This is a genomic window from Pseudomonas spelaei (assembly GCF_009724245.1).
In the GTDB taxonomy this organism is placed as follows: Bacteria; Pseudomonadota; Gammaproteobacteria; order Pseudomonadales; family Pseudomonadaceae; genus Aquipseudomonas; species Aquipseudomonas spelaei.
Genome location: NZ_WNNK01000001.1, coordinates 333,466 through 346,150, shown reverse-complemented (window position 1 = coordinate 346,150; position 12,685 = coordinate 333,466). Strand labels below are relative to the sequence as shown.

The window sequence follows — 12,685 nt, the reverse complement described above, 5'->3', positions numbered from 1 at the left end:
CCAGTGGCCCGTGCCGCTGGGCTTTTCCTGTTTGAGGGTTTCCTGTGCGTTCATTGTTCTGGCGCATCCTTGCCAGTTTCTGGCTGGCTATCGCCCTGGTTGCCGGGTTGTCGCTCCTGCTTGGGCACATGCTCAACCAGGACGCCTGGATTCTCAGCCGCCACCCTGGCCTCGCCAACCTTGCCGCAGAATGGACCCAGCTCTACGAAGCCCAGGGCGAGGATGCTGCCCAGGAGCTGCTGCAACAGCGCAAACGCCAGTACCACATCGACGTGCAAGTGCTTAACGAAAGCGGCGAGCCGGTAGTGCGCGGTACCTTTCCGCGCCGGGCCGCCGCCTTCGAAGCGCGGCAAAACGACAATCAGGACCGCCACCTGCCCTGGCGTCGGCTGACCGCCGAATACACCAGCGCGAAAACGGGCGACACCTACCTGTTGATCTACCGCATTCCCCACCCGGAGCTGGACGCCTGGCACCGCAGCAGCCTGCTGTGGCCCTTCAGTGCGTTGGCCATTGCCCTGGTGGTACTGACCCTGTTCAGCCTGTTGGTGACGCTCTCCATCACCCGCCCCCTCAGCCGCCTGCGCGGCGCAGTACATGACCTGGGCCAGGCCACCTACCAGCAAAACAGCCTGGCGCAACTGGCTAACCGCCGTGATGAATTTGGCGTGCTGGCCACCGACTTCAACCGTATGGGCGCACGCCTGCAAAGCCTGATCAGCAGCCAACGCCAACTGCTGCGGGACGTGTCCCACGAACTGCGCTCGCCCCTGGCTCGCCTGCGGATCGCCCTGGCCCTGGCGGAACGCGCCACCCCCGAAGCCCGAGAAAAACTCTGGCCACGCCTGACCCGCGAATGCGACCGGCTGGAAGCCTTGATCAGCGAGATCCTGGTACTGGCCCGCGTTGATGCCGACAACGCCAGCGCCGAAGACATCGAACTCAATCCGCTGCTCAAGACCCTGCAAAAAGATGCCCTGCTCGGCGCGCCGGACCAACCCGTGCAACTCAAAGCCCAAGCAGGGCTGCAGCTCAAGGGCTGGCCGACGATGATCGAGCGCGCACTGGACAACCTGCTGCGCAACGCCCAACGCTTCAACCCACCCGGGCGGCCAATTGAAATGCATGCTCAACGCCAGGGCGAACGCATTGTGATCAGCGTGCGCGATCACGGCCCAGGTGTGGATGCCGAACACCTGAGCCAACTGGGCGAACCGTTTTACCGTGCCCCCGGGCAAACCGCCCAGGGCCATGGACTGGGCCTGGCCATCGCCCGCCGCGCCGCCGAACGCCATGGCGGCAGCCTGATCCTGGCCAATCACCCTGAAGGCGGATTTATCGCCAGCCTCGACTTGCCGTTGGAGCCGGGGGTTGCAGTACAACCCTAAGGTTGTTCTATGCTGGCCCTTCTCTTGTGGAGGGCCTTTGATGACTGATCTGCTCACATCCATCCAAGCTGCACTCGATCTGCCGCGTACCCCGCTGACCTTCACCGAGGCCGGCGCCCTGCCTTCAACCTTTGCCGTCACTGAGTTGGCCAGCGCTACTGTCGGCGCAGCCGGCCAGGCCGTTGCCGAGTTGCTGCAACAACAAACCGGGCGTTTGCCCACGGTTTCCGTGGACCAGCGCCTTGCCTCATTCTGGTTCTCTGCGTCGCTACGCCCCGTCGGCTGGACCGTACCGCCGCTGTGGGACCCGATTGCCGGAGACTACGCCAGCGCCGATGGCTGGATCCGCCTGCACACCAACGCCCCCCATCACCGTGCCGCCGCCGAGCGGGTGCTGGGGCAAGTGGCTGATCGTGAGGCCATGGCGCTCAAGGTCGCCCAATGGAACGCCGCCGAACTGGAACAAGCCATCGTCGACGAGGGTGGCTGCGCGGCGCAGATGCGTTCATGGCAAGACTGGCAGGCTCATCCCCAAGGCCTGGCGGTCAATCAGGAACCACTGATCCAACATCAAACCTTCGATGCCGTCAGCGAAAAACCCTGGCTCGGCTCAGTGGCACGCCCCTTGGCAGGCATCAAGGTGCTCGACCTGACTCGCGTGCTGGCAGGCCCAGTGGCCAGCCGCTTTCTCGCAGGGTTAGGCGCCAATGTGTTGCGCATCGACTCTCCTGACTGGAATGAAGCGGGCGTAGTACCGGAAATGACCTTGGGCAAACGCTGTGCCCGCCTGGACCTGAAAAGCCCTGGCGACCGGCAGATCTTCGAAGACCTGCTCAAGGACGCCGATGTTCTGTTCCATGGCTACCGCGCCGATGCCCTGGAGCAACTGGGATACGGAGCGGTCGAGTTGCAGCTACTCGCTCCGGGCCTGATCGACGTCAGCCTCAACGCCTATGGCTGGAGCGGCCCATGGCGCAATCGCCGAGGCTTCGACAGCCTGGTGCAGATGAGCAGCGGCATTGCTCAGGCCGGCATGCAGTGGAGACAGGCCAACAAGCCGGTACCACTGCCGTTGCAGGCGTTGGACCATGCCACCGGCTACTTGATGGCGGCCAGCGCGGTCCGGGCACTGAGTGAGCGGCTGAAATCCGGTCGGGGCGGTTCGGCGCTGCTGTCACTGGCGCGCACGGCGAAGTTATTGGTGGAGGCTGGGCTAACCACCGAACAACCCGCGCTGCGCGCCGAAGAACCTGCCGATCAGGGGCTGGTGGTGGAGCAAACGGCCTGGGGGCCGGCCCATCGGTTGCTGGCGCCGCTGACCATCAGCGGCACGCCGTTGCAGTGGGATTTGCCGGCGGGGGAATTGGGGTCGCATCGGCCACAATGGTGACCTTCCGATCGCTATCGCAGGCAAGCCAGCTCCCACATTTGACCGAGTTGCCAGAAGTGTGGGAGCTGGCTTGCCTGCGATGAGGCCCTCACTGACTCCATCAATCTGCCCGGCTTAATGACGTCCACAAATGCTGCGCCGCATACGCTCTCAGCGGCCGCCAGGCCTCGGCCCGCGCCAGTAACTGACGCGCGGTCACGGGGCCGCCTTCCAGTGCCGCCAATGCATTGATCAACCCGATATCCCCCGACGCAAATGCATCCGGCTCGCGCATCTGGCGCATGGCGATGTACTGCGCGGTCCAGTCGCCAATCCCCGGCAACTCGACCAACCGCGCTACTGCGTCCTTGAGACTGGCCTTGGGCTGGAAAATCTGTGGATCATCCAACAACGCCTGGGCCACGCCCGACAAGGTTCGGCCCCGACTTTTCGGCATACCCAGGCTGGCCAAATCCGCTGCTGCCAACACCTCGGCCGCTGGAAAGATATGCGTCACACCCACCTGTGGCGTCACCAGCGGCTCGCCATATTGCGCAACCAGTTTGCCCGCCAGGCGAATCGCCGCGACCACCGTAATCTGCTGCCCCAACACCGCCCGAATCGCCACCTCCAGGCCATCCCAGGTGCCTGGCACCCGCAGGCCCGGACGCGCCGCCACCAGCCGCGCCATCAAGGGATCGACCGCCAGTTGTTGATTGATGCCTTGCACGTCAGCGTCCAGATCAAACATCGCGCGCAGACGCCGGACAATCTCCGGCAAGGCATCCGGCTCAGCGAAGTCGACCGTCACCTCAAGCCAATCCCCCTCGCCCGACGCAACGCTGATCCAACCATGCTGGCCATCGATGCTGATGCTGCGCGTATACACGCCCGCCGCCACCGCCTCCAACCCGCTGATCGCCCGTACCGCCAAAAAACCCAGCATCGCCTCCCAGTCATAGGGTGCTTGATACGCCAACTGCACCTTCACAATGACAACACCCCGCTGTATAGCCCATACGCCGCCAGGCTCGCCCCGACGATCACGCAGCCGAAAATGCCTTTTTCCACACGGGTAAACAAGGGCTGGCCCTGTTCACGCTTGGCCTGGGCAAACAGAATCACCCCCGGTGCATACAGCAGCGCCGACAGCAGCAAATACTTCAAGCCACCGGCGTAGAGCAGCCAGAGCGCATAGCCCAGGGCGATCACACCGATCAGCAGATCCTTCATCCGCTCACCGTGGGCGCCTTCATAGGTTTCTCCGCGCCCGCTCAACAACACCGCATAGGCCGCCGACCACAAGTACGGCACCAGAATCATCGACGACGCCAGGTAGATCAGGTTGGTATAGGTGCTGGCCGAGAACAGGGTGATCACCAGAAAAATCTGGATCATCACATTGGTCAGCCACAACGCATTGACCGGCACATGATTGGCATTTTCCTTTTTCAGGAACGCCGGCATGGTCTTGTCCTGAGCCGTGGCGTAGAGAATTTCGGCGCACAGCAACGCCCAGGACAACAGTGCGCCCAGCAACGAAACCGCCAGGCCGATACTGATCAACAGCGCCCCCCACGGGCCGACGATATGCTCCAGCACACCCGCCAGGGACGGGTTCTGCAAGGTGGCCAATTCCGGTTGACTCATGATCCCCAGGGACAACACGTTCACCAGCACCAGCAGTGCCAGCACCCCAAGAAAACCGATCACCGTGGCCCGGCCCACGTCCGAACGTTTCTCGGCCCGCGCCGAATAGACACTGGCGCCCTCGATGCCGATAAACACGAACACGGTGACCAGCATCATGTTGCGCACCTGGTCCACCACACTGCCGAAGTTCGGGTTGCCCAGGCCCCAGATATCACGGGTAAAGATATCGGCCTTGAACGCCACGGCGGCAATGACGATAAACATCAGCAGCGGCACGAGCTTGGCCACGGTGGTGATCTGATTGATAAAGGCCGCCTCCTTGATCCCACGCATCACCAGGAAGTGAACCGCCCACAGCAACAGCGAGGCGCAGGCGATGGCAATCGGGGTATTGCCCTGGCCGAACACCGGGAAGAAGTAGCCTAGCGTACTGAACAGCAACACGAAGTAACCCACATTGCCCATCCAGGCACTGATCCAGTAACCCCAGGCGGACGAAAAACCCATGTAGTCGCCAAAACCCGCCTTGGCATAGGCGTATACCCCGGAGTCCAGCTCAGGCTTGCGATTGGCCAGGGTCTGGAACACGAACGCCAGAGTCAGCATGCCGACAGCGGTGATCGCCCAGCCGATCAACACCGCCCCGACCTCCGCCCGCGCCGCCATGTTCTGTGGCAACGAGAAGATTCCGCCGCCAATCATCGAACCCACTACCAGGGCGATCAATGCGCTGAGTCGAAGCTTGTGCGCCGGTTGAGACATGGGGACTCCCAATAGAAAAAACAGTCTTTGAGCCAACCACTGTGCAGGCGGTTAATTTGCACAGCACGTTCAGTGTTTATTAGAGATAGCGAATAAAACACCACGCTTAATAACTTAAAGGCATGGCAAGAAATAGCGTTCAGGCAAATTTATAATTTAAATAACACTTGAACTTTCCGGGCTGCAGGCTACTTGGCAAACCCTCCCAAAAAAGTTTGCACATCTGGGAAAACGGGCTAGCTTCAAACGCTCACATATATGAGAAATACTGTCATCTGAAACGGAGAAAGGCTCTGGAACAAGCCTCTCCTGAGAGATCATATTGCCTGCGATCTTTCATCATAAGTCATTAATTCACAATGGAATGTGCCAATTAAGTGATCTGAGTCAGCTGTTTGATTAGCGCACGGTTTTATTCTGTGGTCTCTCTTCTCCTGCATTGGAGTCATGCAATGTCTGAAACTCCCGGAAAACTTCGCCTCGGTGCCCTGGTTGCACTTGTCGTGGGCTCGATGATTGGTGGCGGGATCTTCTCACTTCCACAAAACATGGCCGCCAGTGCCGATGTCGGCGCAGTGTTGATCGGCTGGGTCATTACCGCCATCGGTATGTTGACCCTCGCGTTTGTCTTCCAGACCCTGGCCAACCGCAAGCCTGATCTGGACGGCGGGGTGTATGCCTACGCCAAGGCCGGTTTCGGCGACTACATGGGCTTTTCGTCCGCCTGGGGTTACTGGATCAGTGCCTGGCTGGGAAATGTGGGCTACTTCGTGCTGCTGTTCAGCACCCTCGGTTACTTCTTTCCGATCTTCGGCGAAGGCAACACCCCGGCAGCCGTGATCGGTGCTTCGGTGCTGCTGTGGGCCGTGCATTTCCTGGTCCTGCGCGGGATCAAGGAGGCAGCCTTCATCAACCTGGTGACCACCGTCGCCAAGGTGGTGCCGCTGCTGCTGTTCGTGTTGATCGCCCTCTTCGCGTTCAAACTGGACATCTTCACCGCTGACATCTGGGGCGTGAAAAACCCCGACCTGGGCAGTGTGATGAACCAGGTGCGCAACATGATGCTGGTCACCGTTTGGGTTTTCATCGGCATCGAAGGCGCGAGCATCTTCTCGTCCCGTGCCGAGAAACGCTCCGACGTCGGTAAGGCCACCGTGATCGGTTTTATCACCGTGCTGCTGTTCCTGATGCTGGTGAACGTGCTGTCCCTGGGGATCATGACCCAGCCTGCACTTGCCAAGCTGCAGAACCCGTCGATGGCCGCCGTACTTGAGCACGTAGTGGGTCACTGGGGCGCGGTGCTGATCAGCGTCGGCTTGATCATCTCGCTGTTGGGAGCATTGCTGTCATGGGTGTTGCTGTGTGCGGAGATCATGTTCGCCGCCGCCAAAGACCACACCATGCCGGAGTTTTTGCGCCGCGAAAACGCCAACCATGTGCCGGCCAACGCCCTGTGGTTGACCAACGCCATGGTGCAGATTTTCCTCGTGATCACCCTGTTCTCCGCCAGCACCTACCTGAAGCTGATCTACCTCGCCACCTCGATGATCCTGGTGCCGTACCTCTGGTCGGCGGCCTATGGACTGCTGCTGGCAGTGCGCGGCGAGACCTACGAAAACGCCCCGGGTGAACGCAGGAAAGACCTGTTTATCGGCGCCATCGCCCTGCTCTATGCGGTCTGGCTGCTGTACGCCGGTGGCACCAAGTACCTGCTGCTGTCCGCGCTGCTCTATTTCCCCGGCGTGATCCTGTTCGCCATGGCCAAGCGTGAACTGGGCAAGCCGATTTTCACCCACGTCGAGAAGCTGATTTTCGCTGCCGTAGTCATAGGCGCCCTGGTGGCGGGCTATGGGCTCTACGACGGTTTCCTGACTCTATAACTTTCGTTCACTTGAGGATCTGTAATGACCACCGAAAAAGTTAAGTACGGCGTACATTCCGAAGCCGGCAAACTGCGCAAAGTCATGGTGTGCTCCCCAGGTTTGGCCCACCAGCGGCTGACCCCCAACAACTGCGATGAACTGCTGTTCGATGACGTGCTGTGGGTGGCCCAGGCCAAGCGCGACCATTTCGACTTCGTGACCAAGATGCGCGAGCGGGACATCGATGTGCTGGAAATGCACAACCTGCTGACCGACATCGTCGCCATCCCCGAAGCGCTGGACTGGATCCTGGAACGCAAGATCACCGCCAACCAGGTTGGCCTCGGCCTGGTCAATGAGGTCAGCTCGTGGCTGCGCAGCCTGGAGCCGCGCAAGGTTGCCGAGTTTTTGATTGGCGGCGTGTCAGCCGATGACCTGCCGAGCAGCTTCGGTGGCAAGACCATCGAGATGTTCCGCGACTTCCTCGGGCATTCGAGCTTCATTCTGCCGCCGCTGCCCAACACCCAGTTCACCCGCGACACCACATGCTGGATCTTCGGCGGCGTGACGCTGAACCCGATGTACTGGCCGGCGCGACGCCAGGAAACCTTGCTGGCCAGCGCCATCTACAAATTCCACCCTGAGTTCACCAACGCCGACTTTCAGGTCTGGTACGGCGACCCGGATCAGGAACACGGCAACGCGACGCTGGAAGGCGGTGACGTGATGCCAATCGGTAACGGTGTGGTGTTGATCGGCATGGGCGAACGTTCGTCGCGCCAGGCCATCGGCCAGCTTGCTCTCAATCTGTTCAAGCACAAAGCCGTGGAGCGCGTGATCGTCGCCGGCCTGCCGAAATCCCGTGCCGCGATGCACCTCGATACCGTGTTCAGTTTCTGCGACCGCGACCTGGTCACGATCTTCCCGGAAGTGGTCAGCCAGATTGTCGCCTTCAGCTTGCGCCCCGACGAGAGCAAGCCCGGTGGCATCGATATCCAGCGCGAGAAAACCAGCTTCCTCGATACCGTGGCGGCTGCGCTGAACCTGAAAACCCTGCGAGTGGTCGAGACCGGCGGCAACAGCTTCGCCGCCGAGCGCGAGCAATGGGATGACGGCAACAACGTGGTGGCCGTGGAGCCTGGCGTGGTGATCGGTTATGACCGCAACACCTACACCAACACCCTGCTGCGCAAGGCCGGTGTGGAAGTCATCACCATCAGCGCCGGCGAACTGGGCCGGGGTCGCGGCGGCGGCCACTGCATGACCTGCCCGATCATTCGCGACCCTATCGACTACTGACATTCAAACCTTGGCCGCCGCTCATAAGGCGCCGGCCAAGGGGATAACCTAAACAGAAGGAGTCCACCATGGCTTTTAATATGCGCAACCGCAGCCTGCTCTCGCTGATGCACCACACCACTCGCGAGCTGCACTACCTGCTGGACCTGTCCCGCGACCTCAAGCGCGCCAAATACACCGGCACTGAACGCCCGCATTTGCAAGGCAAAAACATCGCGCTGATCTTCGAAAAAACCTCGACCCGCACCCGCTGTGCGTTCGAAGTAGCGGCACATGATCAAGGCGCCCACGTCACCTACATCGACCCGGTGTCATCGCAGATCGGCCACAAAGAAAGCATGAAAGACACCGCCCGCGTCCTCGGTCGCATGTTCGATGCGATTGAGTACCGTGGCTTCGAACAGGAAATCGTCGAAGAGTTGGCCAAGTTCGCCGGTGTGCCAGTGTTCAACGGCTTGACCGCCGAGTTCCACCCGACCCAAATGATCGCCGACACCCTGACCATGCGCGAACACAGCGACAAGCCGCTGCATGACATCAGCTACGCCTACCTCGGTGACGCCCGCTACAACATGGGCAACTCACTGTTGATGATCGGCGCCAAGCTGGGCATGGACGTGCGCATCGGCGCGCCAAAAGCCCTGTGGCCCCATGAAGACTTCATCAAGCAGTGCCAGGCCTTCGCCGAGGAAAGCGGCGCGCGCATCACCATCACCGAAGACCCGAAAGAGGCCGTTAAAGGCGTGGACTTCATCCACACCGATATCTGGGTGTCCATGGGTGAGCCGGTGGAAGCGTGGGACGAACGTATCGAGCAACTGCTGCCGTACCAGGTCAACGCCAAGATGATGAAAGCCTCGGGCAACCCTCGGGTGAAGTTCATGCACTGCCTGCCGGCGTTCCATAACAGCGAAACCAAGGTCGGCAAGGACATCGCCGCACGGTATCCGAACCTGGCCAATGGCGTGGAAGTGACCGAAGAAGTGTTTGAATCCCCGGCCAATATCGCCTTTGAGCAGGCGGAAAACCGCATGCATACCATCAAGGCGATCCTGGTGTCGGCGTTGGCGGATATCTAACTCTCACTGTCGGAACACAGTCAGTGTGGGAGCTGGCTTGCCTGCGATGCAGACACCTCGGTCTCTCAGATATACCGAGGTGATGCAATCGCGGGCAAGCCCGGCTCCCACACAAGCCAGCTTCCACATTTTGACCTGCGTTCATTCTAGAAGGACTGCACTATGCGTATCGTCGTAGCACTGGGCGGTAACGCCCTGCTCCGCCGTGGTGAACCCATGACGGCGGACAACCAACGCGCCAACATCCGAATCGCCACCGAACAGATCGCCAAGATCCATGCCGGCAACGAACTGGTGATTGCCCACGGCAATGGCCCGCAAGTGGGCCTGCTGTCGCTGCAAGCCGCGGCCTACACCCAAGTCTCGCCTTATCCACTGGACGTGCTGGGCGCTGAAACCGAAGGCATGATCGGCTATATCATTGAACAGGAACTGGGCAACCTGCTGGACTTCGAAGTACCGTTCGCCACGCTGTTGACCCAAGTGGAAGTGGACGCCAAGGACCCCGCGTTCCAGAACCCAAGCAAGCCTATCGGCCCGGTCTACTCCAAAGCCGAAGCCGAAAAGCTCGCCGCTGAAAAAGGCTGGGCTATCGCCCCCGATGGCGACAAGTATCGCCGCGTGGTCGCCAGCCCCCGGCCAAAACGCATCTTTGAAATCCGTCCGATTACCTGGCTGCTGGAAAAAGGCAGCATCGTGATTTGCGCCGGCGGCGGCGGGATTCCAACCCTGTACGGCGACGACGGCAAGCTCAAAGGCATTGAAGCGGTGATCGACAAAGACCTCTGCTCCTCCTTGCTGGCCGGGCAACTGGGCGCCGACTTGCTGGTGATCGCCACCGACGTCAACGCCGCTTTTATCGACTATGGCAAACCCAGCCAGAAAGCCATCGGCCAGGCCCATCCTGACGAAATGGAAAAACTCGGCTTCGCCGCCGGCTCCATGGGGCCCAAGGTTCAGGCCGCGTGCGAGTTCGCCCGCCAGACTGGCAAAACCGCAGTGATCGGTTCACTGTCGGACATCGAAGCTATCGTCCAGGGCAGTGCCGGCACGCGTATCAGTACGGCGAAACCTGGGATCACCTACCTATAAAGTAGAGGAGAAATGCCTATGGCCACCTTTGAACCCGGTCACTTGCACATCGAACGCCACGCGCTGAACAAGGACGACTACAGCTACAACCTGTGCATCGACTATGAAGTCAGCCAGGACCCCAAGGAAGGCAAGGGGATGCTGTTCAAGCTGCACGGTTCGGTGCAGGGCAAGGACCTCAAGGAGGAGTTTTTCCTGCCCAAGGACCAGGCCTATGACTTCGCCCGACACGCGATGAACATTGCACAGAAGTACGGCATGCCGAAGATTGCGGTGCTCAATGGTTCGATGCACAAGCAGTACGATTTGATGTTTGAGGATGTAAGGCATCAGTTGGATGTGAAGCCGGGGGATCCGGTGAAGCCCGAACACCTGGAGTAACCCGCTCCCACTGCTTGCTGTAGCCGAGGTACGAGGCTGCGATGCGTGTCCGCAGGACTGCCCAGAGGGTCGCTGCGCAACCCATCGCAGCCTCGTACCTCGGCAGCGGCTACAGCGCCATCGCAGGCAAGCCAGCTCCCACATTTTTGATCTCCATCACCTGTCAGGCATACTTGCCACCTCTCGCACGCCAGAACCCAAAACCGCCCCATGCGTATCCACGTCAGCTTCATCGACCGCGTTGGCATTACCCAGGAAGTCCTGGCCCTGCTCGGTGGGCGCAATCTCAACCTGGATGCGGTGGAAATGGTTCCGCCCAACGTCTACATCGACGCCCCGACCCTGAGCGCCGAGGTCCTGGAAGAACTGCGTGACGCGCTGTTCAGCGTCCACGGCGTACAGGCCGTGACGGTGGTGGATATCCTCCCGGGCCAACGCCGGCACCTGCAACTCGACGCCTTGCTCGCCGCGATGACCGACCCGGTATTGGCCCTGGACAGTGCCGGCAAGATCCTGCTGGCCAACCCGGCACTCATTGCGCTGTATGGCCGCGAGCCCGCCGGTGAAAGCATCAACGCGCTGTTCGACGACCCAATGCTGCTGACCACCTTGCTGGAGCACGGCTTTCGCCTGCCTCTGCGGGAAATCAGCGTCAACGGCCAAACCCTGTTACTGGGCGCCACCCCGATCACCGACGCTGGCGCCCTGCTGACCCTGTACCCACCTAACCGTATCGGTGAGCAACTGTCGGCGCTGCACCATGACCATGCCGAAGGTTTCGATGCCTTGTTGGGCGAGTCCCCCGCGATCCGCACTCTCAAGGCCCGCGCCCAGCGTGTGGCGGCCCTTGATGCACCGTTGTTGATCCAGGGCGAAACCGGCACCGGCAAGGAACTGGTGGCCCGTGCCTGCCACGCCATCAGCGCGCGGCACAGCTCACCGTTTCTCGCCCTGAACTGCGCAGCGTTGCCGGAGAACCTGGCCGAAAGTGAGCTGTTCGGCTACGCCCCCGGCGCCTTTACCGGGGCCCAGCGCGGCGGCAAGCCGGGGCTGATGGAGCTGGCCAACCAGGGCACGGTGTTTCTCGATGAAATCGGCGAGATGTCGCCGTATTTGCAAGCCAAACTGCTGCGATTCCTGAATGACGGCAGCTTTCGCCGGGTGGGCGGCGACCGTGAGGTCAAGGTCAACGTACGCATCCTCAGCGCCACCCATCGTGACCTGGAAAAGATGGTCAGCGAAGGCACCTTCCGCGAGGACTTGTTCTACCGCCTGAACGTGCTCAACGTTGAAGTCCCGCCGCTGCGCGAGCGTGGCCAGGACATCCTGCTGCTGGCCCGCTACTTCATGCAGCAAGCCTGCGCGCAGATCCAGCGCCCGGTCTGCCGCCTGGCGCCCGGCACCTATCCGGCGCTGCTGGGCAACCGCTGGCCGGGTAACGTGCGCCAGCTGCAGAACGTGATCTTTCGCGCAGCTGCCATTTGCGAAAGCAGCCTGGTGGACATTGGCGATCTCGACATTGCCGGCACCTCGGTGGCGCGCCAAAGTGATGGTGAAGTCGACAGCCTGGAGCAGGCGGTGGAGGATTTTGAGCGCACGCTGCTGGAGAAGTTGTATGCCAGCTACCCCTCGACGCGGCAGTTGGCGAGCCGCCTGCAAACCTCCCACACCGCCATCGCCCATCGTTTGCGCAAATACGGCATCCCCAATAAGCCCTGAAAACACGCGGTCAAAAATGTGGGAGCTGGCTTGCCTGCGATAGCGGTGGGTCAGCACCAAAAATGTTGGCTTATACACCGC

10 protein-coding genes are annotated in these 12,685 nt (G+C 60.9%); 8 read left to right on the top strand and 2 right to left on the bottom strand.

Features of this window, described 5'->3' with window-relative positions; genetic code table 11:
• Positions 1-44: 44 nt before the first annotated feature.
• Positions 45-1,388, top strand: a complete 1,344-nt coding sequence (locus GNF76_RS01545; RefSeq protein WP_178123130.1) for an ATP-binding protein — start codon at positions 45-47, stop codon at positions 1,386-1,388.
• Between the two features lie 40 nt (positions 1,389-1,428).
• A complete protein-coding gene (locus GNF76_RS01540) occupies positions 1,429-2,778 on the top strand; it encodes a CoA transferase (protein ID WP_155581401.1) in 1,350 nt (449 codons plus the stop codon).
• A 100-nt stretch (positions 2,779-2,878) separates the two neighbouring features.
• On the opposite strand, the gene GNF76_RS01535 is transcribed toward GNF76_RS01540, so the two are convergent.
• Together GNF76_RS01535 and arcD (GNF76_RS01530) are read right to left on the bottom strand one after the other, a co-directional pair.
• Positions 2,879-3,742 carry an AlkA N-terminal domain-containing protein gene (locus tag GNF76_RS01535; RefSeq protein WP_178123139.1) on the bottom strand — a complete coding sequence of 288 codons (864 nt, stop codon included), beginning with the start codon at positions 3,740-3,742 and terminating at the stop codon, positions 2,879-2,881.
• Between the two features lie 2 nt (positions 3,743-3,744).
• Positions 3,745-5,172: an arginine-ornithine antiporter gene (gene arcD, locus GNF76_RS01530; RefSeq protein ID WP_155581400.1), complete on the bottom strand. Its 1,428-nt coding sequence runs from the start codon at positions 5,170-5,172 to the stop codon at positions 3,745-3,747.
• A 452-nt stretch (positions 5,173-5,624) separates the two neighbouring features.
• Between arcD (GNF76_RS01530) and arcD (GNF76_RS01525) the strand changes: the two genes are divergently transcribed.
• From arcD (GNF76_RS01525) to GNF76_RS01500, 6 genes are all read left to right on the top strand, one after another.
• A complete protein-coding gene (gene arcD, locus GNF76_RS01525; RefSeq protein WP_155581399.1) occupies positions 5,625-7,052 on the top strand; it encodes an arginine-ornithine antiporter in 1,428 nt (475 codons plus the stop codon).
• 24 nt (positions 7,053-7,076) lie between these two features.
• Complete coding sequence (gene arcA / locus GNF76_RS01520; RefSeq protein WP_155581398.1) at positions 7,077-8,333, top strand: arginine deiminase; 1,257 nt, start codon at positions 7,077-7,079, stop codon at positions 8,331-8,333.
• A 68-nt stretch (positions 8,334-8,401) separates the two neighbouring features.
• Entirely contained in the window at positions 8,402-9,412 is a 1,011-nt protein-coding gene (locus tag GNF76_RS01515) for an ornithine carbamoyltransferase (protein ID WP_027605559.1), read from the top strand.
• Between the two features lie 162 nt (positions 9,413-9,574).
• Entirely contained in the window at positions 9,575-10,504 is a 930-nt protein-coding gene (gene arcC / locus GNF76_RS01510) for a carbamate kinase (protein ID WP_155581397.1), read from the top strand.
• Between the two features lie 18 nt (positions 10,505-10,522).
• Positions 10,523-10,885: a DUF5064 family protein gene (locus GNF76_RS01505; RefSeq protein ID WP_155581396.1), complete on the top strand. Its 363-nt coding sequence runs from the start codon at positions 10,523-10,525 to the stop codon at positions 10,883-10,885.
• Positions 10,886-11,095: 210 nt separating this feature from the next.
• Entirely contained in the window at positions 11,096-12,604 is a 1,509-nt protein-coding gene (locus GNF76_RS01500) for a sigma-54-dependent transcriptional regulator (protein WP_155581395.1), read from the top strand.
• The last annotated feature ends 81 nt before the right edge of the window (positions 12,605-12,685 follow it).

Excerpts from the sequence above, each read along its gene's own strand:
- GNF76_RS01540 (WP_155581401.1), top strand. The coding sequence starts at position 1,429 with ATGACTGATCTGCTCACATCCATCCAAGCTGCACTCGATCTGCCGCGT.
- arcD (WP_155581400.1), bottom strand. The coding sequence starts at position 5,172 with ATGTCTCAACCGGCGCACAAGCTTCGACTCAGCGCATTGATCGCCCTG.
- arcD (WP_155581399.1), top strand. The coding sequence starts at position 5,625 with ATGTCTGAAACTCCCGGAAAACTTCGCCTCGGTGCCCTGGTTGCACTT.
- arcA (WP_155581398.1), top strand. The coding sequence starts at position 7,077 with ATGACCACCGAAAAAGTTAAGTACGGCGTACATTCCGAAGCCGGCAAA.
- GNF76_RS01515 (WP_027605559.1), top strand. The coding sequence starts at position 8,402 with ATGGCTTTTAATATGCGCAACCGCAGCCTGCTCTCGCTGATGCACCAC.
- arcC (WP_155581397.1), top strand. The coding sequence starts at position 9,575 with ATGCGTATCGTCGTAGCACTGGGCGGTAACGCCCTGCTCCGCCGTGGT.
- GNF76_RS01505 (WP_155581396.1), top strand. The coding sequence starts at position 10,523 with ATGGCCACCTTTGAACCCGGTCACTTGCACATCGAACGCCACGCGCTG.
- GNF76_RS01500 (WP_155581395.1), top strand. The coding sequence starts at position 11,096 with ATGCGTATCCACGTCAGCTTCATCGACCGCGTTGGCATTACCCAGGAA.